We start from the raw sequence: 26,072 nt of genomic DNA, 5'->3' as shown, positions 1-26,072 counted from the left end.
GTCGACGACTTCCTCGCCGAGGCCACGCCCGAGGACAAGATGGCGCTGATCAAGCGCGAGCAGGCCGGCGGCAAGCTCGTCGCCATGACCGGCGACGGCACCAACGACGCCCCCGCACTGGCCCAGGCCGACGTGGGCGTGGCGATGAACACCGGCACGTCGGCCGCCAAGGAGGCCGGCAACATGGTCGACCTTGACTCCAACCCGACCAAGCTCATCGAGATCGTCGAGATCGGCAAGCAACTCCTCATCACCCGGGGCGCCCTGACGACGTTCTCGATCGCCAACGACGTCGCCAAGTACTTCGCGATCATCCCCGCGATGTTCGCCGTGGCCTACCCCGGCCTGGACACCCTCAACATCATGCGGCTGTCCAGCCCCAACTCGGCCATCCTGTCCGCGATCATCTTCAACGCGCTGATCATCGTCGCCCTCGTACCGCTCGCCCTCAAGGGCGTCCGCTACCGGCCCGTCAGCGCCGACAGGATGCTCCGCCGCAACCTCGCGGTGTACGGACTCGGCGGTCTCGTCGCACCGTTCATCGGCATCAAACTCATCGACCTGCTGATCTCCCTCATCCCCGGGCTGCACTGATCGAAAGGCGTGGTGACAGCCATGAACAACTCCGTACGCAACACGGGCCGGTTGCTGACCGCGGGCCTGCGCGCCCTGCTCGTGCTCACCGTGGTCTGCGGCGTGATCTACCCCCTGGTGGTCACCGGGGTCGCCCAGGCTGCCTTCCCCGGCAAGGCCAACGGCTCCGAGGTCAGCTCCCACGGCAAGGTCGTCGGCTCCGCCCTCCTCGGCCAGCGCTACGACAAGGGCACCGACAAGAAGGGCAACCCGATCCCCGACCTCCGCTACTTCCAGCCCCGCCCCTCCGCCGGACTGGGCAGCAACCGCACCAACGGCGTCAACACCCAGTACGACCTCCAGGTCTCCGGCGCCTCCAACCTGGGTGCCACCAACACCGACCTGATCAAGGCCGTCAAGGAACGCAAGCAGTGGGTCGCCACCACCTACGGCGTCCCCGAGTCGCAGGTGCCGGCCGACGCCGTGACCTCCTCCGGCTCCGGCCTCGACCCGGACATCTCGCCCGAGTACGCGCTCCTCCAGGTCGACCGCATCGCCAAGGAGAACCACCGACCCGCAGGCCAGATCGAGAAGCTCGTCCAGGACCACGTCCAGGGACGTCCGCTGGGGTTCATGGGGGAGCCCCGGGTCAACGTCCTGGAGCTGAACGTGGCACTCCGGGACCTGGTACAGGGAGTACAGGGACAGCGGTGACGTTCGGTGCCTTAGCGAGACACCGCACGCGACCTACCACCGCCGCCGCACACAGGGGCGGCCTCAGGGGCGAACGTCCCCGGGGCTGCCCCTTTCGCGCGCCGCACGCCGTGGACCGCTGCCCACTGCTCACTGCTTCCGGGGCGTCCGAGCAGCGAACGTGACCGCACAGCAGGCGAGTTGTGCGGGACGCGGTCGAGGGTGACTTCCCGTGCCGGAGGTTGACGGCCCATGGGCTTGGCCCTACGTTCGCGACCCGTCGACGGGAGAACGGGGGAAGGCATCATGAACAGCTGTGGCGGAGAAGACGGCGGCACGGTGACCGCGGGCACGGCCGGTGCGGCCGGTGCGGCCGTCGCCGACACGGGACGGGCCGAAGCGATGGTCGTCGTCGAGGAACTGCACCGCAGTTACGGAACGGGAGCGGGCGCCGTGCACGCCCTGCGCGGGGTGACGTGCAGCGTGCCGCGCGGCGAACTGGTGGCCCTGCGTGGCCGCTCCGGATCCGGTAAGACCACGCTCCTCAACCTCATCGGCGGCCTGGACACCCCGGACGCCGGGCGGATAACCGTCGACGGCACGCCACTGGCCGACCTCGGCGAGAACGAGCTGCTGGCGATGCGCCGCGACCGCATCGGCTTCGTCTTCCAGTCCTTCGGGCTGATACCGATCCTCAGCGCCGCCGAGAACGTCGGGGTACCGCTGCGGCTGCGGAAGGTCCCGGCGCGGGAGCGCGAGGCGCGCGTCGCCCTGCTGCTGTCGCTGGTGGGCCTCGCCGATCACGCCGCCCAGCGGCCCGGCGAGCTCTCCGGCGGCCAGCAGCAGCGCGTTGCCGTCGCCCGCGCGCTCGCGAACCGTCCCGCTCTGCTGATAGCCGATGAGCCGACGGGGCAACTCGACGCCGAAACCGGCCTGGAGGTCATGGAACTCCTGCGTGCCGTCGTCCGCAGCGAGGGCGTCACGGCGCTCGTCGCCACGCACGACACCACCCTCCTCACCCTCGCCGACCGGGTGCTGGAGCTCGACGACGGGGTGGTCACGGTGGCGGGGGAGCCCGCCGGGGCGTGAGGTGCGCGACCTCGGGCCCCGTGGGTCAGCGCCCCTGAGTCAGCTCCGCTACCACACGTCCCCCTCCCGCCAATCGCACGTCAGGTCGCCCTCCAGGTCCAGCGGTACGGATCCGGTATGGACGAAGAGGGCGCCGTCCTCCTCCGGTGTGCGTCGGATGCCGGTCGGGGTGAGGGCGGAGGAGGGGCCGCGCCAGAGCTGCCAGCCGCGGCCGGCGTAGAAGGCGGCGGCGTCGTCGGCCGCGCCGAGCGCTCCGAGGTCGTAGGCGTTGTGGATCACGCGTTCCAGGGCGGCCATCATGGCCGCGCCGTGACCGCGGCCGCGGCGGTCCGCGCGGACGCCGACGCCCTCGACGTAGCCGCAGCGCAGTGCCCGGCCGTTGTGCAGCAGCCGGCGCTGGACGACCGCGGCGTGCCCGATCAGTACGCCGTCCTCGTGGACGAGGGCGTGCAGGCCGCCCAGCGAGTGCTCCCAGTCCTCCGCGGTCATGTCGTCGAAGACGTCGTAGAGGAGGATGCGGGCGGCCTTGAGGGTGGCGTCGTCCAGGTCGGCGGTGTGGGCGAGGCGCACCTCGACCGTGCCGGCGGGGCGTTCGGCGGGGCTGGTGGTCATGTGGGGCATCGTCGCAGGGGCCGTTGGTGCGAGCGATGGTTTTGTTTCGGCCAAGGGAGTGCGGAGATCAGCCACCTCTCAGGGCCGCCCGCGCCCCTTGCGCCCGCCCTCCCGGCACGGGCCGCCGGCCCACGCCGGCCACTTCCCGGGCACCCGTCCACCCGTCCGCATTCACTCCCCTTCCCTCCCGTCCACGTCACCCCGCTCACCTCCGGACTGCCCCGCCGCACCCCTCCACCCGGCCCTCCACCGGCCCTTGCGCCCCCGCCCGCACCCCCGATCGGCCCCCACCCGCACCCCGTATCAGAGTCGCGTCAAGACCCTGTGGGAAGCCGCTACCTGGGCGTTTTTTCGCCGGGGCGGTCGGTAGGGTCGCATCAGGTCCAGCCCGGTGGGGGCGACCTTCACGTAAGACAATGGGGCCATGGCACGCGGCAAGCTACGGATATATCTCGGCGCGGCACCGGGCGTCGGCAAGACGTACGCGATGCTGTCCGAGGCACACCGGCGTGTGGAGCGCGGGACGGACGTCGTGGTGGCGTTCGTCGAGCACCACGGCCGGCCCCGCACCGAGGTCATGCTGCACGGGCTGGAACAGATCCAGCGCCGTGAGCTGGAGTACCGCGGTTCGACGTTCACCGAGATGGACGTCGACGCCGTGCTGGAGCGCAGGCCCGCCGTGGCGCTCGTGGACGAGCTGGCGCACACCAACGTTCCCGGGTCCCGCAACGGCAAGCGCTGGCAGGACGTCGAGGAGCTCCTGGAAGCCGGCATCACGGTCATCTCGACGGTGAACATCCAGCACCTGGAGTCGCTCGGGGACGTCGTCGAGTCGATAACGGGTGTGCGGCAGCGGGAGACGGTGCCGGACGAGATCGTCCGGCGGGCCGACCAGATCGAGTTGGTCGACATGTCGCCACAGGCCATCCGGCGACGGATGGCACACGGCAACATCTACCAGCCGGACAAGGTCGACGCGGCGCTGTCGAACTACTTCCGGCCCGGCAACCTCACCGCGCTGCGCGAGCTGGCGCTGCTGTGGGTGGCCGACCGGGTCGACGAGTACCTCCAGGAGTACCGGGCGGAGCATTCGATCCGTTCGACCTGGCAGGCGCGCGAGCGGATCGTGGTCGGGCTGACCGGCGGTCCGGAGGGGCGGACGCTGATCCGCCGGGCCGCCCGGATGGCGGCGAAGGGCTCGGGCAGCGAGGTACTCGCCGTCTACATAGCCCGTAGTGACGGGCTGACCTCGGCCTCCCCGAAGGAACTCGCCGTCCAGCGGACCCTCGTGGAGGACCTGGGCGGGACGTTCCATCACGTCATCGGTGACGACATACCGGGCGCGCTGCTGGAGTTCGCGCGGGGGGTGAACGCCACCCAGATCGTGCTGGGGTCGAGCCGCCGCAAGGCGTGGCAGTACGTCTTCGGTCCCGGTGTGGGGGCGACGGTGGCCCGGGAGTCCGGGCCGGATCTCGATGTGCACATCGTGACGCACGACGAGGTCGCCAAGGGGCGGGGGCTGCCGGTGGCGCGCGGGGCGCGCCTGGGCCGGTCGCGGATCATCGCCGGCTGGCTGGTCGGCGTCGGCGGTCCGGTGGTGCTGTCGCTGCTGCTCACGAGGCTGTCGAACGGTCCGGGGCTGGCCAACGACGTCCTGCTGTTCCTCTTCCTGACGGTGGTGGCGGCGCTGCTGGGCGGTCAGCTGCCGGCGCTGGCGTCGGCGGCGGCCGGGTCGCTGCTGCTGAACTTCTACTTCACTCCGCCCACGCACACGCTCACGGTCAACGACCCGAAGAACATCGTGGCCATCGCGATCTTCTTCGCGGTGGCGGTGTCGGTGGCGTCGGTGGTGGATCTGGCCGCCCGGCGGACGCATCAGGCGGCCCGGTTGCGGGCCGAGTCGGAGATCCTGTCGTTCCTGGCGGGAAGCGTGCTGCGCGGTGAGACCACGTTGGACGCGCTGCTGGAGCGGGTGCGGGAGACGTTCGGCATGGACACCGTGGCGCTGCTGGAGCGGCGCAGCGACGTCGATCCGTGGACGTGCGCGGGCCGCGCAGGCGGTGACGGGAGCGCGCCGCCGCTGGCGCGCCCGGAGGACGCGGACGTGGACATGCCGGTGGGCGACCACATGGCGCTGGCGCTGACCGGCCGGGTGCTGCCGGCGGAGGACCGCCGGGTGCTGGCCGCGTTCGCGGCGCAGGCCGCGGTGGTGCTGGACCGGCAGCGGCTGGTGGGCGAGGCGGAGCGGGCCCGGGAGCTGGCGGAGGGCAACCGCATCCGTACGGCACTGCTGGCCGCGGTCAGCCACGATCTGCGGACGCCGCTGGCGGGCATCAAGGCGTCGGTGACGTCGTTGCGGTCGGACGACGTGGCGTGGTCGCAGGAGGACGAGGCGGAGCTGCTGGCCGGTATCGAGGCGGGCGCGGACCGGCTCGACCATCTGGTGGGCAATCTGCTGGACATGTCGCGTCTGCAGACCGGCACGGTGACGCCGCTGATCCGGGAGATCGACCTCGACGAGGTGGTGCCGATGGCGCTGGGCGGGGTCCCGGAGGGCAGTGTCACGCTGGACATCCCGGAGGAGCTGCCGATGGTGGCGGTGGACCCGGGGCTGCTGGAGCGGTCGGTGGCCAATCTGGTGGAGAACGCCGTGAAGTACAGCCCGGACGGGGAGGCGGTGCTGGTCGCGGCCAGTGCGCTCGGTGACCGGGTGGAGCTGCGGATCGCGGACCGGGGCCCGGGGGTGCCGGACAGCGCGAAGGACCGGATCTTCGAGCCGTTCCAGCGGTACGGGGACGCTCCGCGGGGGGCCGGCGTGGGGCTGGGGCTGGCCGTGGCGCGGGGTTTCGCGGAGGCGATCGGTGGGACGTTGTCCGCGGAGGACACTCCGGGGGGCGGGATGACGATGGTGCTGACGCTGCCGGCCGCCGCGGGCCTCCCCCCGGTGCGCCCTGATCTTCCGGCGCAGGCGACGACATGAGTCGTGGCCACGGCGCAGGCACCTGCGGCGGGATCCGGCCGCGTTCCGGTGACGGTACGTGTCCGCCGCGCGGCCCGAGAGGGGGCCAGGACGCCGGCCGGGCGGTACCGGCCGGACTCACGACTTGGCCGGCGGGCGGGGCCCGCCGGCGACCGACACCGCGAGGAGAACGCCAGTGAACCGGGTGCTTGTGGTTGATGACGAGCCGCAGATCGTGCGCGCCCTTGTGATCAACCTGAAGGCGCGCAAGTACGAGGTGGACGCGGCCCCGGACGGGGCCACCGCCTTGAAGCTCGCCGCGGCCCGCCATCCCGATGTCGTGGTCCTGGACCTGGGGCTGCCCGACATGGACGGGGTGGAGGTCATCAAGGGGCTGCGCGGCTGGTCGCGGGTGCCGATCCTGGTGCTGTCCGCGCGGCAGACGTCGGACGAGAAGGTCGAGGCGCTGGACGCGGGGGCGGACGACTATGTGACCAAGCCGTTCGGGATGGACGAGCTGCTGGCGCGGCTGCGGGCGGCGGTGCGCCGGGCGGAGCCGACGGGGCCGGCGGACGACGAGGTGATCGTGGAGACCGAGGGGTTCACGGTCGATCTGGCGGCGAAGAAGGTCAACCGCGGCGGCCGGGACATCCGACTGACGCCGACGGAGTGGCACCTGCTGGAGGTGCTGGTGCGCAACCAGGGCCGGCTGGTGAGTCAGAAGCAGTTGCTGCAGGAGGTGTGGGGGCCGTCGTACGGGACGGAGACCAACTACCTGCGGGTCTACATGGCGCAGCTGCGGCGGAAGCTCGAGGGCGACCCCTCGCATCCGCGGCACTTCATCACGGAGCCGGGGATGGGGTATCGGTTCGAGGGGTGAACGCCGTGGTGGCGGGCGCTGGTGCGCGGTGTGGGGGCGGCCGCGCGGGCCCCGGTACGCTGGGGTTATGACTGCTGGGACCCGACCCGAGAAGCCGGCCGGCCGGTTCCGCCGGATGCTCGACAGGCTGTCGTCCTCCGAGGAGGAGCTGCAGTCCGCCGAGCTGCAGGAGGATGCGCAGGCGACGGGGTGTACCCGCATATGCGACTGCGACGACCGTCAGATAGTGAAGGTCTCCGGCACCCTGCGGCATGTCACGCTGCGGCCGCGTGCCGGTGTGCCCGCGCTGGAGGCGGAGCTGTTCGACGGCTCCGCGGCGCTCGACGTGGTGTGGCTGGGTCGCCGTTCCATCGTCGGCATCGAGCCGGGCCGTAAGCTCATCGCCTCGGGCCGGATCTCGCTGAGTCACGGGCGCCGGGTGCTTTTCAATCCCAAGTACGAACTGCGACCGCTCGGACAGGAGTAGCCGGTGACGTCGTTCGACCGACCGACCACTGACCCTGAGGCTTCCGCCCCCGCCGATCACCCGGTGGGTGCTCCGGCCGTCACCGCCCCGCCGGTGCCCGGTGCGGGCCCTGATGCCGCGGGCAGGCAGGTGACGGAGGCGGCGCTGTTCGAGGCGTTCGGCGGCTTGCGCGGCCTGGTGGAGACGGTGCTGCCGGGGCTGCTGTTCGTCGCGATCTTCACGGTCGACAAGGATCTGCACGTCTCGGCGATCGCGGCGCTGGCGGTGTCGCTGGTGCTGTGCGTGGTGCGCCTGGTGCGCAGGGACACCGTCAAGCACGCGTTCAGCGGTGTCTTCGGGGTGGCCTTCGGTGTGGTCTTCGCGATGATGACCGGCAACGCCAAGGACTTCTACCTGCCGGGGATGCTGTACACCCTGGGCCTGGCGCTGGCCTACATCGTCACCACGCTCGCGGGGGTTCCGCTGATCGGGCTGATCCTGGGCCCGGTGTTCAAGGAGAACCTCTCGTGGCGGACCCGCAATCCGGGGCGGAAGAAGGCGTACGCGAAGGCGAGCTGGGCATGGGGGCTGATCCTGCTCGGCAAGTGCCTGATCTTGTTCCCGCTGTATTGGTGGGCGGACACCACGCAGCTGGGATGGGTGCTGGTGGCGCTGAAGATCCCGCCGTTCCTGCTGGCCGTCTATCTGACGTGGGTGTTCCTGGTGAAGGCGCCGGCGCCGATCGACGTGTTCGCGGAGATGGAGGCGCAGGAGAAGGCGGAGGAGGCGCTGCGGGAGCGGTTGGCGACGCCGGGGCCGCCCGTCGCGGACCGGCCGCAGGAGGGGCCGCGGCACCGCCGCTGAGCCGCCGCGAGGTGTGACGAAGGGCCCGGGAGCCGTGTGGCTCCCGGGCCCTTCGCCGTCTTGCCGTGCGGGGCGGCTCAGCTGTCGTCGCGGCGGACCGACAGCAGGTCCTCGAGCTGTTCCTCGCGGGACTGGGCGGCGACGAAGAGGAGCTCGTCGCCGGCTTCGAGGGCGTCGTCCTTGTTGGGGGTCAGGACGCGGGTGCCGCGGATGATCGTCACCAGGGAGGTGTCCTCGGGCCAGGCGACGTCGCCGACGCGGGTGCCGGCCAGGGCGGCCTCCGGGGGGAGGGTGAGTTCGACGAGGTTGGCGTCGCCGTGGCTGAAGCGCAGCAGCCGGACGAGGTCGCCGACGCTGACGGCCTCCTCGACGAGGGCGGACATCAGCCGGGGGGTGGAGACGGCGACGTCGACTCCCCAGGCTTCGTTGAACAGCCACTCGTTCTTGGGGTTGTTGACGCGGGCGACGACGCGCGGGACGCCGTACTCGGTCTTGGCGAGCAGGGAGACGACGAGGTTGACCTTGTCGTCGCCGGTGGCGGCGATCACGACGTTGCAGCGCTGGAGGGCCGCCTCGTCGAGCGAGGTGATCTCGCAGGCGTCGGCCAGCAGCCATTCGGCGAGCGGTACCCGCTCGACCGAGATGGCGGTGGGCGCCTTGTCGATGAGCAGGATCTCGTGTCCGTTTTCCAGGAGTTCGCCGGCGATGGAGCGACCCACCGCGCCGGCGCCTGCGATGGCGACCCTCATGCGTGCGCCTCCTCGGGGCCCTGGGCGAATGCCGCCTCGACCTTCTCGACTTCGTCGGTGCGCATCATGACGTGCACCAGGTCGCCTTCCTGGAGGACGGTCTGGGAGGTGGGCAGCATGGCCTCGCCCAGGCGGGTGAGGAAGGCGACGCGGACGCCGGTCTCCTCCTGCAGTTTGCTGATCTTGTGGCCGACCCACGAGGGCGCGGTGTGCACCTCGGCGAGCTGGACACCGCCGCTGGGGTCGCGCCAGAGGGGCTCGGCGCCGGACGGGAGCAGCCGGCGCAGCATCTGGTCGGCGGTCCAGCGGACGGTGGCGACGGTGGGGATGCCGAGGCGCTGGTAGACCTCGGCGCGGCGCGGGTCGTAGATGCGGGCCGCGACGTTCTCGACGCCGAACATCTCGCGGGCCACCCGGGCGGCGATGATGTTGGAGTTGTCACCGCTGGAGACGGCGGCGAAGGCGCCCGCCTCCTCGATGCCGGCCTCGCGGAGGGTGTCCTGGTCGAAGCCGACGCCGGTGACCCGGCGGCCGCCGAAGGCGGAGCCGAGGCGGCGGAACGCGGTCGGGTCCTGGTCGATCACCGCGATGCTGTGGCCCTGGCCCTCAAGGGTCTGCGCGAGCGCGGAGCCCACGCGACCGCACCCCATGATGACGATGTGCATGCTGATTACCCCGTGCCCTGTACTAGCGCGCTGACCTGCCCAAACACCCTGCTCACTACTTTCTCTTCCGATGTGCCGGCGGCACGGAGCCGCTGTCTGCGACGGCGGCCCGGTGCGTCGGACGGGAGCGCCGGCCGCACCGTGGTCCGGTACAACCGTAGCCGTAACGGCGGCTGCGGTAGGGGGCGCGGTCGGTGCGGGGTTGTGGCAGGCGGGGTGGCGGTGCGGTGCGGATCGTGCGGTGGGCTGCGCGGGGACGGCCGGGTAGGGCACGCTACGGCGTGTGCCACAACTGCCACATCAGCCCCAACAGGGTTCTCTCGCGCCGCACATGGTGGTGTGCGGCGATGACGCGTTGGCCCACCGGCTCGCCGCCGAGCTCCGGGACGTCTACCGCGAACGGGTGACGCTGCTCGTGCCGTCCGCCCGGGAGCCGCACCGGCCCCGTGTTCCGCCGGCCTCCCGCGGCCTGGGCCGGGCCTCCGCGCTGCTGGGCCGGGTGTCGGCGGCGGTGGCGCGGACCGGTCCGGGGGCGCTGCCCGGCGTGCCGCCGCCCGCGGTGCCGCGGGAGGACGGCGAGCCGCCACCGGAGCCGATACGGGTGCAGGTGGCGGCCCAGGTCGACGACGCGGCGCTGGTCGAGGCCGGTGTCACGGAGGCGGGCGCGCTGGCGCTGGTCCATGACGACGACGAGCTGAACATCCACGCCGCGCTCCGGGCCCGCCGCCTCAACCCGCGGCTGCGCCTGGTCATCCGGCTCTACAACCGCAAACTCGGCCAGCATCTGGAGGAGTTGCTCGACCAGTCCGCGGCGGTCGCGGCGAGCGGTGACGCGGACGGCGCCGGGGCGACGCGAGGCGATGCGTCCACCACCGTGCTGTCCGATGCGGACACCGTCGCCCCGGCGCTGGTGGCCACCGCGGTGGCCGGGACCAGCAAGGTCATCGAGGCGAACGGGCTGATGCTGCGCGCCGTGGAGCGCGCGCCGGGGCAGTCCGGCCCGCCGGGGGCGCGGCGGCTGTGCACCCTGGCGCTGCTGTCGCCGTCGCCCGGCGATCCGCCCGGTGGCGCGGCCGGTGCCCCGGGGGCGGCCGCCGGCGACGAGGGGCCGGTGCTGCTGCCGGACGACGCCACCGCGGCTGCGGCCGGCGGCTGCGGCCGGGTCGTCCTGGAGACCGTCGCCTATACGGGCCGGACGCTGCGGCCGAGCCGGCTGCGCGGCCGGGGTGCGCCGCTGGCGTCGCTGTTCTCCCGGCGGCTGCGCTGGTCGCTGGCGGGCATCGTCGGGGCGGTGCTGGCGCTGGCGGTGGCCGCGTCGCTGTCGACGGGGGAGCCGCCGCTGCACGCCGCGTACCTGACGCTGCTGGACCTGTTCGCGATCAACGAGCCGGCGCTCGACGCCCCGTTGGCGCGCAAACTGCTGCAACTGCTGTCCGGGCTGGTCGGGCTGTTGCTGCTGCCGGTGCTGGTGGCGGCGGCGTTCGAGGGGCTGGGGACGTTCCGCAGCGCGTCGGCGCTGCGCCGTCCACCGCGCGGTCTGTCGGGGCATGTGGTGCTGCTGGGCCTGGGGAAGATCGGCACACGGGTGCTGGCGCGGCTGCACGAGATGCGGGTGCCGGTGGTGTGCATCGAGGCCGATCCGGAGGCGCGCGGGATCGCCCTGGCGCGGCGGCTGCGGGTGCCTACGGTGGTGGGGGACGTGACGCAGGAGGGGGTGCTGGAGGCGGCGCTGACCGACCGGGCCCGCACCCTGCTGGCGCTGACGAGCGAGGACACCACCAATCTGGAGGCCGCGCTCTACGCCCGGTCGGTCAATCCGCGGCTGCGGGTGACCCTGCGGCTCTTCGACGACGGGTTCGCCGCCGCCGTGTACCGGACGCTGCGGACGGCGCACCCCGGTGCGCGGACCCGGAGCCGCAGTGTGTCGTTCCTGGCGGCACCGGCCTTCGCCGGGGCGATGATGGGCCGCGAGATCCTGGGGGCGATCCCGGTGGAGCGGCGGGTGCTGCTGGTCGCCCGGGTCGAGGTGCGGGGCCACGCGGCCCTGGAGGGCCGGTCGGTGGGCGAGGTGCTGCGGCCCGGGCGGCTGCGGGTGCTGGCCGTCGACAGCTCCGCGCCCGACGAGCCGCCGGCGGAGCCCGCGGCGGCCGCGCCGCCGACCGGCGACGGGCCGGAGCCGGCGCATCTGGCGGACGAGTTGGACGGCTATGTGCTGCGGCCGCAGGACGTGGTGCTGGTGGCGGCGACCCGGGAGGGGCTCGGCGATCTGCTGTCGCGCCGGCCGCGCCCGGCGGCGCGCGAGGAGTGAGGCCGCCCGCGGCACGCCGGAGCGCGCGCCGGGTGCCGGGGCGCCCGTACGCGACACGCCCGGACTGCGTGACATCCGCCACGAAGTCCGGGCCCGCGGGGGTTCCCCGCATAGACGGTGCCACCGTGTCCGTACGGTGCAGATGCCGTGGAGGTACCGCGTGGTGGATGCGTAGCCGGGACGCCTTGTGCAGGGTGGCGCATTCGGGTGCCGATACCCATCCGGGTGGTGGGTGGGCGAGAGCCTTGACGACCCCTTAGCATTCCCGGGTGTCCAAACTGACCGACGTGCCCAAACGGATCTTGATCGGGCGCGCACTGCGCAGCGACAGGCTGGCCGAGACCCTCCTCCCCAAGCGCATCGCACTCCCCGTCTTCGCCTCCGACCCGCTCTCCTCCGTGGCCTACGCGCCCGGCGAGGTGCTGCTGGTCCTGTCCGTGGCGGGAGTCTCCGCGTACAGCTTCAGCCCGTGGATCGCCGTCGCGGTCGTGGTGCTGATGTTCACCGTCGTCGCGTCGTACCGGCAGAACGTCCACGCCTACCCGAGCGGCGGCGGCGACTACGAGGTCGCCACCACCAACCTCGGCCCCAAGGCGGGCCTGACCGTCGCCAGCGCCCTGCTGGTCGACTACGTCCTGACCGTCGCGGTCTCCATCTCCTCCGGCGTGGAGAACCTCGGCTCCGCGATCCCCTTCGTCGTCGAGCACAAGACGTTCTGCGCGATCGCCATCATCGTGCTGCTGACGGTGATGAACCTGCGCGGCGTCAGGGAGTCCGGCAAGCTCTTCGCGATCCCCACCTACGTCTTCGTGGCCGGCGTCTTCGTCATGATCCTCTGGGGCGCGATCCGCGGCCTGGTCCTCGGCGACACCATGAAGGCCCCCACCGCCGACTACACCATCCACGCAGAACAGGGCGGCCTCGCCGGCTTCGCCCTGATCTTCCTGCTGCTGCGCGCCTTCTCCTCCGGATGCGCCGCGCTCACCGGCGTCGAGGCGATCTCCAACGGCGTGCCCGCCTTCCGCAAGCCGAAGTCGAAGAACGCCGCGACCACCCTCGCCCTCATGGGCGGGCTGGCCGTCACCATGTTCTGCGGCATCATCGCGCTGGCCATGACCACCCACGTCCGGATGGCCGAGAACCCGGCCGCCGACCTCCTGGACCACGGCCGTCCGCTGGGTTCCGGCTATACCCAGAACCCGGTCATCTCGCAGGTCGCCGAGGCGGTCTTCGGCAAGGGCAGCTTCCTGTTCGTCGTGCTGGCCGCGGCCACCGCGCTGGTCCTCTTCCTCGCCGCCAACACCGCCTACAACGGCTTCCCGCTGCTCGGCTCGATCCTCGCCCAGGACCGCTACCTGCCGCGCCAGCTGCACACCCGCGGCGACCGGCTGGCCTTCTCCAACGGCATCGTCCTGCTGGCCGGCGCCGCCACCGTCCTGGTCTACCTCTACGGCGCGGACTCCACCCGGCTGATCCAGCTCTACATCGTCGGCGTCTTCGTCTCCTTCACCCTCAGCCAGATCGGCATGGTCCGGCACTGGAACCGCCATCTGCTCACGGAGAAGGACCCGGCCAAGCGCCGCCGGATGTTCCGCTCGCGCGCCATCAACGCCTTCGGCGGCTTCTTCACCGGCCTGGTCCTCGTCGTCGTCCTCCTGACGAAGTTCACCCACGGCGCCTGGGTGGCCCTCCTCGGCATGGTCATCTTCTTCGTGACCATGACCGCGATCCGCCGCCACTACGACCGGGTCGCCGACGAGATCGCCGCCCCGGACACCCCCGACGACGACGTGGTCCGGCCCTCCCGCGTCCACGCCATCGTCCTGGTCTCCAAGCTCCACAAGCCCACCCTGCGCGCCCTGAACTACGCCAAGCTGATGCGCTCGGGCACCCTCGAAGCGGTCAGCGTCGACGTCGACCAGGCCGACACCCGGGCCCTGCGCGAGGAGTGGGAGCGGCGCGGCATCGACGTCCCGCTGAAGGTCCTCGCCTCCCCGTACCGCGAGATCACCCGGCCGATCATCGACTACGTCAAGTCGCTGCGCCGGGAGAGCCCCCGCGACGCGGTCTCCGTCTACATCCCCGAGTACGTCGTCGGCCACTGGTACGAGCACCTGCTCCACAACCAGTCCGCGCTGCGCCTCAAGGGACGCCTCCTGTTCACCCCCGGCGTCATGGTCACCTCGGTGCCCTGGCAGCTGGACTCCTCCGAGGCCGCCAAGAAGCGCGCCCGCAAGCGCGCCGAGTGGAACGCCCCGGGCTCGGTCCGGCGCGGCCCGGTCGCCGCGGCGAAGAAGGAGTCCGCGGCCACCAGGAAGTGACCGCGGCCGCCGCTCGGCGCGCGGACCGCGCACCGCACCACACCCCGTAAAATGGACGGTCGGCCTTCTCCCGAAGGCCGGCCGTCACGGTCTTGATCCCCTCTCCCCAGGAGCTCCCCGCCATGCAGCCGGACACGCCGGAATCCAGGAACTCGCTGGTCGGCGAGGAGTACGAGGTCGAGGTCGGCCCGGTCGCGCACGGCGGCCACTGCATCGCCCGCACCGAGGCCGGCCAGGTCCTCTTCGTCCGGCACGCGCTGCCCGGTGAACGGGTCCGCGCCCGCGTCACCGACGGCGAGGAGGGCGCCCGCTTCCTGCGCGCCGACGCCGTCGAGATCCTGGTGGCCTCGAAGGACCGGGTCGAGGCGCCCTGCCCGTTCTCCGGCCCCGGCCGGTGCGGCGGCTGCGACTGGCAGCACGCCGCGCCCGGCGCCCAGCGCCGCCTCAAGGCCGCCGTCGTCACCGAGCAGCTCTCCCGGCTGGCCGGCCTGACCCCCGACGAGGCCGGCTGGGACGGCACCGTCGAACCGGCTCCCGGCGACAAGGTCGCCAAGGGCGAGGTCCCGGCTTGGCGCACCCGCGTCCAGTACGCCGTGGACGCCGAGGGCCGCGCCGGCCTGCGCAAGCACCGCTCGCACGAGGTCGAGCCGGTCACCCACTGCATGATCGCCGCCCCCGGGGTCTCCGAACTCGGCATCGAGCGGCGCACCTGGCCGCAGATCGCCACCGTCGAGGCGATCGCCGCCACCGGCTCCCACGACCGCCAGGTCGTCCTCACCCCCCGCCCCGGCGGCCGCCTCCCGATCGTCGAACTCGACAAGCCGGTCTCGGTCCTCCGCATCGGCGAGAAGGACAAGGCCGTCCACCGCGTCCACGGCCGCCCCTTCGTCCGCGAACGCGCCGCCGGCCGCACCTGGCGGGTCGGCAACGGCGGCTTCTGGCAGGTCCACCCCAAGGCCGCCGACCTCCTCGTCGAGGCCGTCATGCAGGGCCTGATGCCCAAGAAGGGCGACATGGCCCTCGACCTCTACTGCGGCGTCGGCCTCTTCGCCGGCGCCCTCGCCGAGCGCGTCGGCGACAAGGGCGCCGTCCTCGGCATCGAATCCGGCAAGCGCGCCGTCGAGGACGCCCGCCACAACCTCGACGACCTCGACCGCGTCCGCATCGAACACGGCAAGGTCGAGTCCGTCCTCCCCCGCACCGGCATCACCGACGTCGACCTCGTCGTCCTCGACCCGCCCCGCGCCGGCGCCGGCAAGGCCACCGTCCACCACCTCGCCACCCTCACCCCCCGCCGCATCGCCTACGTAGCCTGCGACCCGGCCGCCCTAGCCCGCGACCTCGCATACTTCCGCGACACGGGCTACACCCCCCGCCGCATGCGGGCGTTCGACCTCTTCCCGATGACGCATCATGTGGAGTGCGTGGTGATCCTGGAACGGGCGGGCAAGGGCGCCTGAGCCGCCGACTCGACCAGAGACGAGCGGCGCCGCATCTCGCCGCTCGGTCGTATCGCCGGGGGCGGATCCCTCGGTGACGGACGACGCGGCCGAAGGAAGTGCAGGACGGGGCTCAACTTCCCACCCTCGCCACGTTTTTGGTGGGTGACCGCCGACCGTGGCGTTGCATCAGCCGCTTGAACCGACCGGTTCAGTGACGTGAAGGCCCAGGTACCCTGGCGAGGTGACCGGAGCCAATCTCTCAGCGACCTCGGATCCCCGGCGGGTGTCGCGCGGGCGGATCGACAAACGGCAGGCCATTCTCCAGGCAGCGTTCGCCGTCTTCGCCCGCGAGGGCTACGGAAAGGCCGGTGTCGACGCGATCGCCGTCGAGGCCGGTGTGGCCAAGCCGACGGTCTACAACCACTTCGGCGGCAAAGAGGACCTCTTCCGGGAGGCCATGGCCACAACCGCCGAGCAGGCGACCGCCAAGAGCCTCGCCGTCGTCGCGGATCTCGCCGGTGGCGTCGAGGACTTGCGCGGGACACTCACCGACGTCGGACACCGTCTGCTGCAGTGTCACTCCAGCGCCGAGGCCGGGGCGTTGCGCCGGCTGCTCTATGCGGAGATCCCGCACTTCCCCGACCTCTTCGACAAGATCTGGGGGCACGGGCCCCACCAGCTGTCGGAGGCGCTCGCGGACCGGTTGGCCCGTCTGGCGCTCGCCGGCCTGCTGCGGCTGACCGACCCCGTGCGGGCCGCCGAGCAGTTCGTCGCCCTGCTCACCGGCCCGCTGGAAGGGCGCACCGTCCTCGGCACCCGTACCGTCCCCGACGACGAACTCCGCGCCACCGCGGCCGACGCGGTCGACACCTTTCTCAGCGCGTTCGCGGCACCGCACGCGGACGCCTGACCGGGGGTCGGCGAGGAGTTCGGCCACACGCCGGGCCCTGGACCCTGCTCACCTCTTGGCCTCGACGGTGCCCTGGGCGCCCTTCCGCCGTGCAGCCGACTGCTGTCCGTTCACTGCCGCCGCGGTGGCCGTCTTTCCCGGTAGGAACCAGCCCGAGACCAGGACGGCCACGGCCGCCGCGCACACCCACCACGAGGCGTTCTGGAAGGCCGCCACCCGTGTGCCGCCGGCGGGTGACTGGCTCTGCAGCAGCAGGGCGACGACGGCGGTACCGAGCGAGGCGCCGAGCTGGTTGACGATGTAGAGAGCCGAGGTGCCCTGTGCGGTGACGTCCTCGGGGAGCGTCCGGTACAGCGAGGCCATGGTGGGCGCACCGATGAAGCCCAGGCCGACTCCCGTGGCGAACGCACCGATTCCCAGCAGCACTTCGCTGGTCCGACCGTCCGCCCGGGTGTGGACGAACGCGCTGAGCGCGATGACCAGGCCGCCCAGCGGGGCCAGCCGCCGGGCCCCCACCCTGTCGCTGAGGCGGCCCGCGAGCGGCATCGCCAGGAACGAGCCGACCCCCAGCGGGGCCAACAGCAGCCCCGAGGCGAGGACTTCGTGCCCGCGCACCCGCTGCTGGTAGAGCGGTACCAGGAAGAGCATCGAGAAGAGCACGACCCCGGTGAGGCCCATGACCGTGACGCCGGCGGTGAAGCCACGACTGCGGAAGAGACTCAGCCGGATGAGGGCCTGCGCGCCGACCCGGGCCGCGTACGCGAGATAGGCCGCGAGCAGCGCAACTCCCAGAGCCAGAGCGACGATCACCGGCGTGGCGGCGAACCCGGCGTCTCCGGCGGCCTGCGAGAGAGCGAACGCCAGCAGGGCGAAAGACGGCCCCAGCAGCGCCAGTCCGATGATGTCGAGGCGGACGGACGGCCGTGCCACGGGGGGCGGGTCGGCGGGGAGCACCCTCAGGGACAGCAGGATCGCCAACAGTCCGACGGGCAGGTTGAGGAGGAACATCCAGCGCCAGCCGAGGTTTTGGAGGATCACTCCGCCGAGGAGCGGGCCGAGTACGGGACCGAGGGTGGCGACCCATCCGATCGTGCCGAGAGTGGTGGCGAACCCCCTGTGTGCACGCACGTCTGACGGGCCGTCCCGAGACGGCCCGTCAGGTTCCGCTGTCCCCGCTCCTCCTCCCTCAGTTGACCGACGACCACGTTCCCAGTGCCATTTCGGCGGTGATGCCGGGGCCGAAGCCGGCCAGCAGGCCGCGCTGCCCCTCCTCGGCCGACGCCTCGTCGAACATGCGGGCCAGGGCGTCGAGCACCACCGCGCTGGCGATGTTGCCGTACTCGGTCAGCGTCGCCCGGCTGAACCGGAACGCCTCGTGAGGTACGCCCAGGAAGCGACTGAGGTCGTCGAGGATGCGCGGGCCGCCCGCGTGGACGATGTAGAAGTCCAGGTTGCCGGCGTCCCATTGGTGCTCCTCGGCGAGGGAGCGGAGCGCCGGTGCGAGCGGTTCCATCGTGCCCGGGACCCGCTTGTCGAGCTGGAAGTGGAATCCCGTGGAACGCACCGCGTAGGAGATCCAGTCCTCCGTGTGCGGTATCAGGTACGAGGCGTTCCGCTCCAGATGGACGCCCCTGCCGCCCTTGCCGCGCATCACGGCCGCCGCTACCGCGTCCCCGAACAGGCCGTTGGACAGCAGCGATCCGACTCCCACGTCCTCGGGCTGGTAGCACAGCGAGCAGAACTCGCAGGCGACGATGAGGACGTTGGCCTCCGGGTACGCCTGGCAGAAGTCGTGCGCGCGATTGATCGCGGCACCGCCCGCGGCGCACCCGAGTTGGGCTATCGGAACCTGCCGGGTGTCCGACCGGAACCCCATGTGGTTGATGAGCCACGCCGTCAGCGACGGCATCATGAAGCCGGTGCACGACACGTAGATGATCAGGTCGATCTCGCGTGGCTCCAGCTCCGCCTCATCGAGGGCCTTGCGCACCACGTCGGGGACGCGTGCCTTGGACTCCTCTTCGTAGATGGCGCTGCGGGCGTCGAATCCCGGGTGTTCCAGCACTTTGTCGATCGGCTGGATCAAATGCCGCCGTACGACGCCCGTATGCTCGATCAGTCGCAGCACGAGATTCAGCTGTGCGTGGTCGGCGTGCAGCTGTCGTGCCAGTTCGAGGGTGTCGTCCCTGGTGATGATGTATTCAGGGACCGCGATTGCCGGCTTGCACAAAACGGCCATCGATGCACTCCTTGCAGACTGTGGTCCGCTCAGTGCTGAATTCGCTCTGCATTTCGCGTCGTTGTCTCTTCCGTTGTCGACCGGTGGAATCTCCGGCGATTCCGTCGGCCTGATGACACACAGACCCTGGAAGGACGCGAGCGGGCCATCCGTCGAAGAATGAACTCTCCCCGTGCAGATGGGTCGTTCTTAGACCGTACGCCAGGGGAGTGAGTTCCGCATGCCGCCGGTCGGGGCCGCGGTTTTACCGCGGCCCCGATGACTCACCACACCACCGGCAAAGCCAGCGGATAACGCCAGATCGCCGTCGTGTTCCAACGGAGTTCCTCGGCCGGCTTCGCCAGCCTCAGTTCGGGGAACCGCTTGAGCAGCGTGCTGAGCGCCACCTGCATCTCCGTGAGGGCCAGAGGGGCGCCCAGGCAGTGGTGCGCGCCCCAGCCGAACGTCATGTGGCCCGTGGGCTCACGCGTGAGGTCCAGCTCGTCGGGCCGCTCGAACTTCCGGGCGTCCCGGTTGGCCGTCAGATACGAGACGTGCACGATGTCGCCGGCCCGGATGGTCACCCCGCTCAGCTCGACGTCCTCCAGCGCGACGCGTGGGATGCCAACTCCCTTGCGGAACGGGATGAACCGCAGCATCTCCTCCATCGCGTGTGGCAGCGCCTCGGGGTTCTCGCGCAGCATCGCCAGGTCCTTGGGCCGGGTCAGCAGCATGTACGAGAGGTTGCCGATCTCGTAGGTGGTGGTGTCCTGGCCGGTGATGAGGAGCACCATCGCCATGACGGTCAGCTCCTTCGCGTCGAGGACCTCGTCCCCGACGCGGGCCGTCGCCAGCGCGCTGATCAGGTCGTCGCCCGGGTCCCGCCGGCGCCGTGCGGTCAGCTCCGCGAAGTACTCCCGCATTTCCGCCTTGGCGCGGACGGCGTTTTCCTTGTTCTCGAGGCTGACGTTCATCATCGTCCGGGCGTAGCCGCGCAGCTGCGCGCGCTCGTCCTCCGGGATGTCCAGCACCTCGCAGATGGTCGTCAGCGGCAGCGGCGACGCGAGGTTCTCCATGAGGTCACCCGGCGCCCCGTCCTCGAGCATCCGGTCCAGCAACTCGTCCACGACGTGCTGCGTACGCGCCCGCATGCGCTCCACCTGCTTCGGGGCGAACGCCTTGGACACCAGGCTCCGCAGCCGGCTGCTCGCGGGCGGGTCCATGACGTTGATCGCCTCGTCCTGCACGATCGGTTCCGGCGTCATCCGTGGAAAGTCCCGCCCGACGATCGCGTGGCGGCTGAACCGCCGGTCGGTCGTCACCGTTCGCACGTCGTCGTATCGCGTGACCAGCCACGCCCAGCCCTCTCCATAGGGCAGCCGAATACGTGCGACCGGTTCTTCGGTCATGATCCGCCTCAGCGTCGGATCGAACTCCAGCGCCTCGGCGTAATCGAATGGGCAGTTCCAGACGGTGCTGTCGGTTTCCTGTGCCATTCCGAACTCCCGGAGTGAGAAGGACGGGGTGGGTGGGGTGGGTCGGGTGGGTTTCGTCCGACGATTTGAATTGCTGCGAGCGCTGAGCGATTTTCCGCCCGCGGGCGCGGGCGGCCGGAAGGTGCACATGCCCTCGCTAATAGGCCAGAAAGGCGCTATTCATCCCGGTTATCGTACGCAGCCGACTGCCGCCGCGCGCTTGCCATCCGCGTCCGAAACCGTCGGCCGTGACGCGTCACGGACCCGCTTCGCCGGTTACTTTCCGGGTGCTTTCCGGCTGGCCTGCGGTGGGGACGGCGCTACGCCGAATGGGTGAGGGGGTGGGGTGGGCTGTGGTGGTCGGCTGGGCAGGGCTGGGGGTCGGGGTTGCGGGCCGGGGTGAAGGGGAGGGGTGTCTCGGGGGGCTTTGCGATCCATTCGCTGGGGAAAGGGGCGCTGAACCGGCGTTGCCCTAATCTCTTGGGCACTCGATCTCTTGAGCGCTCGCCTGAGCGTTGTCTGGATACGGTGGGTCCTGCCCGGGCCGAGGGGGCGGTTCGGAGGCGGAGTGGAGCGCGTTGATCCGGTTGCGGAGTGCTTACGGTGGCTCGGGCTCTTCAGGCTGTGCGGTGCCGACTCGGCGCTTGGCGGCGTTCCTGGATGACCGAGTCCGGCACCGCCTCTCCGCGGTTCCCGGTGCCTGGCTGCAGCCCGCCTCGAACACTCCACAGCCATCCGGGCCGTCGCGGCGATGGCGTCGCCGCGTACGACGCGCGGCGGGCGGCACCGGACTGATCGTCACCTTCATCGACCAGGTGGACGTCCACAGCTGCGGCAACGCCGCCAACCTGCGCGTGCAACGGGCACGGCAGCGGGCACAGGGGCCTGATCCCAGGCAGGGACGGCATACAGCCAAGCCCTCCGGTCCGCCCTTATCACGCTCATTCCGTTTGGTGTGCGTCCCGGGCTGCGTCCACGAACTGCTCCAGTGTCTTCCAGAAGGTGCTGTATGCGGCGTTGAACTGTTCCTGGCAGTCCGTGCCATCCGTCAGGCCCGCCTTGAGAGCCTCGTAGAAGGGCCCGGTCGCTTTCTGGAGGGCGAGCGCCGCGGCTGCGGCCGAGGGCGGGCCCTCCAGCTCCACGACCCGCGCACAGCGGCGGATCTTTGCGTATTCCGCCACCTCTCGGTCGAGCAGCGTATCGAGCCTGGCGGCCCGTGCCTCCGACGCCGACTCCCGTAGCTCTGCGGAGATCTCCCAGTACAACTCGCCGATACGGTGAGTCTGTTCGATCAGATCGAGATAGGCGGCGCGCCTGCTCTCCCGCAGCCTTTCCGCGCGTTGCGATCGTGCCGCTGTCTCCGCCTGGATCTTGGCGGCCTGCGTACTGCCGCGACTGGTCACCCAGCTGGCCAGTACCGCCGTACCACCGGTCAGCGCCGCGATTGCCAGAGTCCACACCGTACTGTCGCCCACGCGGCGTCACGATACCTACCACGTGCCCCACGGTCGGCCGCACCGGCGACCTTGGCACCGCCCCGCCCATGCCTACGTCCCCCGTCATCATTCGTCCTCCCCGTCTTCTCGATTCCCTGTGCCTGTAGGTGTACTTCTGCTTCCTCGTATCCTCGGGTCGCCGTTCCCGGCTCCCTGGACATCCTTCTCTTCCTGCTCTTCTTCGCCTGGCCGCCGCCTTCCGCTTCCTGACTGAACTGTCCCCGCCTCCGCCCTCACCCACCCCCTCACCACCCCTGATCCGTCCCTGAGCCGCCCCTGACGCCGACCCGAACGTCGTCCCCGACTACGACCCTGAGCCGCACCCGCCGCGACCCCGCCTCTTCCCAGGAACGCACCCCAACTCCCGCCGAGAGACCAGTGCGTGGAGCCCGGGTCGGCCCGTGGGGTCCCGCCATGGCAGCTCAGAGTGATCTTCCGGCGAGGCCGTGCGCCTGGACGTACCGGTTCCGGATTGGCGGGCAGTGATCCGGACAGCGGGCGGGCTACTGGTGGCGACCGGCGCCACCACAGCCACGTACACCGCCGAGATGATCGAGAACGTGGTGGAGAGCGGCTCGCACCTTGCAGGACAGCAGGAAGCCCGCAGCACGGGCAGCACCGGACTGCCACCGGCCAGTTCGACGTCCGCCTCCGCCCTGGCCTACTCGTCCGCGCTGCAGCGGTCCAGGGCCTTCCGACAGAGGTCGTGTCGGGAACCGAAAGCGGCGTACATGCTGGAGTGGTTGGTGCCCAGCGGGAGCGCCGTTTCCGGATCGAACTCCTAGGGTCTGGGGGCATGGAGCGCCGTGCTGCCCGTCCGCCTGCGCCGTACCCCGCCCGCAATACGGGGCCGGGCCACCACCGCAGCCGCGGGCTCATCCCCTGGCCGGTCCGATTCCTCACGCTGCCTTTACCTTTCATCGCCCTGCCATGCCTCTCACTCAGAGCTAAAGTCGACATATGGCCACTGGGGACTTCCCCGACGAGCTGGCCGACGTACTGGCCGGTATCCAGCGGCTGATTCGTCGGCGGCTCCGCCCCGGCCTGCCGGCCCCTCGGCTGCGCGGTGCCGAGGTCGAACTGCTGCGGCTGGTCGCCGCCCGGCCCGGCATCCGCGTCTCCGCCGCCGCGAGAGAGCTCTACCTGGCGGGCAACTCGGTCTCCACTCTGGTCAACCGGCTCAGCCGGGCCGGCTATCTGGCCCGGGAGACCGACCCGGACGACCGGCGCTCCGCCCGGCTCTTCCCCACCCAGGAGGCCCGGACCCGGCTGCACCACTGGGAGACACGCCGCAGTGCCCTCGTACGCGAACAGGTGGCGTGCCTCCCCGAGGACGACCGGACGGCTTTGGAGGCCGCCCTTCCGGCGCTGCGGCGGCTCGCCCACAACCTGCACCAGCAGTCGGAGGGACCATGACCAGCGAAGACCCAGGCCGACCGGTCCCGGTGACCGCCTCCGACGAGCCCCCGTACACCTCTGCCACGCCGACCAACGGCACGGCGGCCCCGGCTCCGGAACGAGTCCCTGCACCGGACGGAGACCCGGTTGCCGGTCCGACTCCGGGGCCCGACGCCCTTACCTGCCATGCCCTCCGCTACGCCTTCGGCGAGACCCGGGCGGTGGACGGAGTGGACCTGGCCGTCCGCCCCGGCGAGGTCTTCGGGCTGCTCGGTCCCAATGGCGCGGGCAAGACCACCGCCATCCGCTGCATCACCACCCTCCTGCCCGTCCCCACGGGCATGGTCCGAGTCTTCGGCCATGACGCGGCGCGGGAACAGATGGCTGTGCGGCGACTCCTCGGCTATGTGCCGCAGCAACTGTCCGCCGACGCCGGCCTGACCGGACGGGAGAACGTCGCGCTCTTCGCCAGGGTCTTCGACGTCCCCCGTCGCGAGCGCGCCGCCCGCGTCACCCAGGCACTGGAGGCGGTCGGCCTCACCGATGCCGCCAACCGGCTTGCCAACACGTATTCCGGCGGCATGATCCGCCGCCTGGAACTAGCCCAGGCACTGGTCAGCGCACCCCGCCTGCTCATGCTCGACGAACCGACCATCGGCCTCGACCCGATCGCCCGCACCACGGTCTGGGAGCACATCAACACCGTCCGCGCCGCCACTGGCATGACCGTCCTCGTCACCACCCACTACATGGACGAGGCGGAGCAGTACTGCGGCCGCGTCGCCCTGATGCACCGCGGCCGGATACGCGCGCTCGGCACGCCCGGCGAACTCCGCTCGGCCCTGCGCGCCCGTCGCGCGCACGCCGCGCGCACCACGACGACCGCGTCCGCGGCCCTCTCTTCTCCCTCGCCCGACACGGAGCCGACGCTGGAGGACGTCTTCCGGGACGTCGCCGGCACCGGCCTCGACGAGCAGTCAGGAGGCTTCCGCGATGTCCGAAGCACCCGCCGCACCGCAGCCCGGGTCGGTTGAGAACGCCGCTGCCACCCGCCACTTGGACCTACTGCTCAGCCCACCGCGTGCCCGCACCGGCTGGCGGGTGCTGCCCGCCAGAGTCGTCGCGATGTGCGTGGTCGAGTTGCAGAAACTCCGCCACGACCGCACGGAGCTCTACACCCGCGCTGTCCAACCCGCCCTCTGGCTCGTGGTCTTCGGCGAGACCTTCACTCGTATCAAGGCCATTCCCACTGGTGGTACCCCCTATATCGACTATCTGGCGCCCGGAATCATCGCCCAGTCCGCCATGTTCATCGCGATCTTCTACGGCATCATGATCATCTGGGAGCGGGATGCCGGGATCCTCACCAAACTGCTGGTCACCCCGACGCCGCGGTCCGCCCTGATCGCAGGCAAGGCGTTCGCCGCCGGCCTGAAGGCGTTGCTCCAAGCCGTCGTGGTGATCCTCATCGCCGCCCTGCTCGGTGTGGCCATGACCTGGAATCCGCTGCGCCTGCTGGGCGTGGCCGTCGCCGTGATTCTCGGCTCCGCCTTCTTCTCCTGTCTGTCGATTTCGATCGCCGGCATCGTGCTGACCCGTGACCGTTTGATGGGCATCGGCCAAGCCATCACCATGCCCCTCTTCTTCGCCTCCAATGCCCTCTACCCCGTGGCCGTGATGCCCGGCTGGCTGCAGACCATCAGCAAGATCAACCCTCTCAGCTATCAAGTCGACGCCCTCCGCGGACTGCTCCTGGGCACCCCCTCTCACCTGGGCCTCGACTACCTCGTCCTCACCGTCGCGGCGTTCGCCGGTATCACCGTCGCTTCCTCGCTCCTCGGGCGACTGGCTCGCTGACCCATTGACCGCAACACCTCTCCGAACGACCTGACGCACCTCGCGCGCGGCGGATGCGTTTGCGCCACGACCACCCTCGACGGGCACTCTCCGTACTCATGCACCTACCGTACGAGACTGCACTGACAACGCCTCCGACCAGCGGAAATTCCTGTGGAAATGCCTGGGGAGCGCCGCTTCGGTCGTGGTGCTCGTCGGCCGAGGGGTTGTTGGGTCGGCTCGCCCGCGCGATGGTGAGGTGGATGGATGCGCCCCACGGCTCACGCCCGCGCTGCCGCACCGGACTTGGCGCGTGTCGCGCCCGCGGGGTGTGGGCCCCGGCTCCGCCGTCCGCCCCGGTGTCGCCCGCAGTCGTGACAAACGCCACGTCGCCTGTCATGGCATAGCACGCTGCGCGCCCGCCAGTGAGTCAGGAGCGGCGCGCGGGCGCTCGACGGCGCCGGTTCGCCCCAAGGTGAAGCCCCGTCAGGAAGTTGGCCATCGTGCCCCGGGGAACCGCCAAGCCTTCGTCGCAAGAGAGGATGAACAGGCATACAGAAACTCGACCCGGTGGATCTGCCCAGGTGTCTGCACTGGTCAGGGCTATGAGGCAGGATGGGAGCGACTGCGGCGCCGCGTGTGTCGCAGTCGGCGACGTTTGTAGGTTTATCTCTAGAATCGTGCGATGCATATACCGCAGAAAGCCAGCGCTCCTCTGGGTGAGGTGATTCGGTGAACGGCCCCGATGCCACCGACGAGCAGTGGGAAGGGCTCGCCGAAGTCGTACCGCTACGCGGCGGCAGCGAATGGCCCTCCTGGCCCGACCATCGCGCGCTCCCCGACGACGAACCGACGGAGGAGACGCGGCGGTTCATCGTCATCCGCGTGCAGACCTTTGCGGACGCCCGGGAAGTGGCCGAGTACCTCATGGCGCAGCTGCCGGTCCTGCTGGACCTCAGTAGCGCGGACACCGATGTCGCCAAGCGCATCCTGGACTTCGCCAGCGGGGTCGTCTTCGGCCTCGGCAGCGGCATGCATCGCGTGGACACCAATGTGTTCCTGCTGGCGCCGGTCGGCACCGAGGTTGCGGAGCCGGCGGCGGGTGCCGTCCCCCGTTCGTAGGAAGGGCAGTTGGGCGT

The 26,072-nt window shown here is 70.9% G+C and carries 22 protein-coding genes; 15 read left to right on the top strand and 7 right to left on the bottom strand.

The window, feature by feature from the left end; translation table 11 throughout:
- From B073_RS0105205 to B073_RS0105195, 3 genes are all read left to right on the top strand, one after another.
- Positions 1-594: HAD-IC family P-type ATPase (locus B073_RS0105205; protein ID WP_026247079.1), on the top strand; the 594-nt coding region annotated here is incomplete at its 5' end.
- A gap of 21 nt (positions 595-615) precedes the next feature.
- A complete protein-coding gene (gene kdpC / locus B073_RS0105200) occupies positions 616-1,287 on the top strand; it encodes a potassium-transporting ATPase subunit KdpC (RefSeq protein ID WP_018537032.1) in 672 nt (223 codons plus the stop codon).
- A gap of 285 nt (positions 1,288-1,572) precedes the next feature.
- Positions 1,573-2,355 (top strand): ABC transporter ATP-binding protein, encoded by a 783-nt coding sequence (locus tag B073_RS0105195; RefSeq protein WP_018537031.1) that lies wholly within the window; start codon positions 1,573-1,575, stop codon positions 2,353-2,355.
- A gap of 48 nt (positions 2,356-2,403) precedes the next feature.
- On the opposite strand, the gene B073_RS0105190 is transcribed toward B073_RS0105195, so the two are convergent.
- Positions 2,404-2,976 (bottom strand): GNAT family N-acetyltransferase, encoded by a 573-nt coding sequence (locus B073_RS0105190; RefSeq protein ID WP_106731759.1) that lies wholly within the window; start codon positions 2,974-2,976, stop codon positions 2,404-2,406.
- A gap of 415 nt (positions 2,977-3,391) precedes the next feature.
- Between B073_RS0105190 and B073_RS0105185 the strand changes: the two genes are divergently transcribed.
- From B073_RS0105185 to B073_RS0105170, 4 genes are all read left to right on the top strand, one after another.
- The gene (locus B073_RS0105185; protein WP_018537029.1) at positions 3,392-5,947 is read left to right on the top strand and encodes a sensor histidine kinase; all 2,556 of its coding nucleotides are present in this window, start codon (positions 3,392-3,394) and stop codon (positions 5,945-5,947) included.
- A gap of 175 nt (positions 5,948-6,122) precedes the next feature.
- Complete coding sequence (locus B073_RS0105180; protein ID WP_016570936.1) at positions 6,123-6,806, top strand: response regulator; 684 nt, start codon at positions 6,123-6,125, stop codon at positions 6,804-6,806.
- 67 nt (positions 6,807-6,873) lie between these two features.
- Positions 6,874-7,272 (top strand): OB-fold nucleic acid binding domain-containing protein, encoded by a 399-nt coding sequence (locus B073_RS0105175; protein ID WP_199788106.1) that lies wholly within the window; start codon positions 6,874-6,876, stop codon positions 7,270-7,272.
- A 3-nt stretch (positions 7,273-7,275) separates the two neighbouring features.
- Positions 7,276-8,115 (top strand): DUF3159 domain-containing protein, encoded by an 840-nt coding sequence (locus B073_RS0105170; protein ID WP_018537028.1) that lies wholly within the window; start codon positions 7,276-7,278, stop codon positions 8,113-8,115.
- Between the two features lie 77 nt (positions 8,116-8,192).
- Here B073_RS0105170 and B073_RS0105165 read toward each other — a convergent pair whose 3' ends face one another.
- Both B073_RS0105165 and B073_RS0105160 read right to left on the bottom strand, forming a co-directional pair.
- Complete coding sequence (locus tag B073_RS0105165) at positions 8,193-8,864, bottom strand: potassium channel family protein (protein ID WP_018537027.1); 672 nt, start codon at positions 8,862-8,864, stop codon at positions 8,193-8,195.
- Positions 8,861-9,529 (bottom strand): potassium channel family protein, encoded by a 669-nt coding sequence (locus B073_RS0105160; RefSeq protein WP_016574662.1) that lies wholly within the window; start codon positions 9,527-9,529, stop codon positions 8,861-8,863. The genes B073_RS0105165 and B073_RS0105160 overlap by 4 nt, the downstream gene beginning before the upstream one ends.
- A gap of 331 nt (positions 9,530-9,860) precedes the next feature.
- Between B073_RS0105160 and B073_RS0105155 the strand changes: the two genes are divergently transcribed.
- The 4 genes from B073_RS0105155 (at position 9,861) to B073_RS0105140 (ending at position 16,510) form a co-directional block, all read left to right on the top strand.
- Positions 9,861-11,837 carry an NAD-binding protein gene (locus tag B073_RS0105155; protein ID WP_018537026.1) on the top strand — a complete coding sequence of 659 codons (1,977 nt, stop codon included), beginning with the start codon at positions 9,861-9,863 and terminating at the stop codon, positions 11,835-11,837.
- Positions 11,838-12,106: 269 nt separating this feature from the next.
- Positions 12,107-14,158, top strand: a complete 2,052-nt coding sequence (locus tag B073_RS0105150) for an APC family permease (protein ID WP_018537025.1) — start codon at positions 12,107-12,109, stop codon at positions 14,156-14,158.
- A gap of 122 nt (positions 14,159-14,280) precedes the next feature.
- Entirely contained in the window at positions 14,281-15,618 is a 1,338-nt protein-coding gene (locus tag B073_RS0105145; RefSeq protein WP_018537024.1) for a class I SAM-dependent RNA methyltransferase, read from the top strand.
- A gap of 223 nt (positions 15,619-15,841) precedes the next feature.
- On the top strand, positions 15,842-16,510 hold the full coding sequence (locus tag B073_RS0105140) for a TetR/AcrR family transcriptional regulator (RefSeq protein WP_106731758.1): 669 nt from the start codon (positions 15,842-15,844) through the stop codon (positions 16,508-16,510).
- Between the two features lie 48 nt (positions 16,511-16,558).
- On the opposite strand, the gene B073_RS39150 is transcribed toward B073_RS0105140, so the two are convergent.
- From B073_RS39150 to B073_RS0105120, 4 genes are all read right to left on the bottom strand, one after another.
- Positions 16,559-17,638 (bottom strand): MFS transporter, encoded by a 1,080-nt coding sequence (locus tag B073_RS39150; protein ID WP_018537022.1) that lies wholly within the window; start codon positions 17,636-17,638, stop codon positions 16,559-16,561.
- A 58-nt stretch (positions 17,639-17,696) separates the two neighbouring features.
- On the bottom strand, positions 17,697-18,749 hold the full coding sequence (locus tag B073_RS0105130; RefSeq protein WP_018537021.1) for a type III polyketide synthase: 1,053 nt from the start codon (positions 18,747-18,749) through the stop codon (positions 17,697-17,699).
- A 263-nt stretch (positions 18,750-19,012) separates the two neighbouring features.
- Complete coding sequence (locus tag B073_RS0105125; RefSeq protein WP_018537020.1) at positions 19,013-20,224, bottom strand: cytochrome P450; 1,212 nt, start codon at positions 20,222-20,224, stop codon at positions 19,013-19,015.
- Positions 20,225-21,144: 920 nt separating this feature from the next.
- Positions 21,145-21,678: a hypothetical protein gene (locus B073_RS0105120; RefSeq protein WP_018537019.1), complete on the bottom strand. Its 534-nt coding sequence runs from the start codon at positions 21,676-21,678 to the stop codon at positions 21,145-21,147.
- A 981-nt stretch (positions 21,679-22,659) separates the two neighbouring features.
- Here B073_RS0105120 and B073_RS0105110 point away from each other — a divergent pair.
- From B073_RS0105110 to B073_RS0105095, 4 genes are all read left to right on the top strand, one after another.
- Complete coding sequence (locus tag B073_RS0105110; protein ID WP_018537017.1) at positions 22,660-23,115, top strand: MarR family winged helix-turn-helix transcriptional regulator; 456 nt, start codon at positions 22,660-22,662, stop codon at positions 23,113-23,115.
- Entirely contained in the window at positions 23,112-24,131 is a 1,020-nt protein-coding gene (locus B073_RS0105105; protein WP_018537016.1) for an ATP-binding cassette domain-containing protein, read from the top strand. The genes B073_RS0105110 and B073_RS0105105 overlap by 4 nt, the downstream gene beginning before the upstream one ends.
- The gene (locus B073_RS0105100; protein WP_018537015.1) at positions 24,091-24,954 is read left to right on the top strand and encodes an ABC transporter permease; all 864 of its coding nucleotides are present in this window, start codon (positions 24,091-24,093) and stop codon (positions 24,952-24,954) included. The genes B073_RS0105105 and B073_RS0105100 overlap by 41 nt, the downstream gene beginning before the upstream one ends.
- A 711-nt stretch (positions 24,955-25,665) precedes the next feature.
- A complete protein-coding gene (locus tag B073_RS0105095; RefSeq protein WP_018537014.1) occupies positions 25,666-26,055 on the top strand; it encodes a cell division protein SepF in 390 nt (129 codons plus the stop codon).
- Positions 26,056-26,072 lie beyond the last annotated feature (17 nt).

The organism is Streptomyces sp. MspMP-M5 (assembly GCF_000373585.1).
Taxonomy (GTDB): domain Bacteria; phylum Actinomycetota; class Actinomycetes; order Streptomycetales; family Streptomycetaceae; genus Streptomyces.
This window is presented reverse-complemented; position numbering and strand designations above follow the sequence as displayed.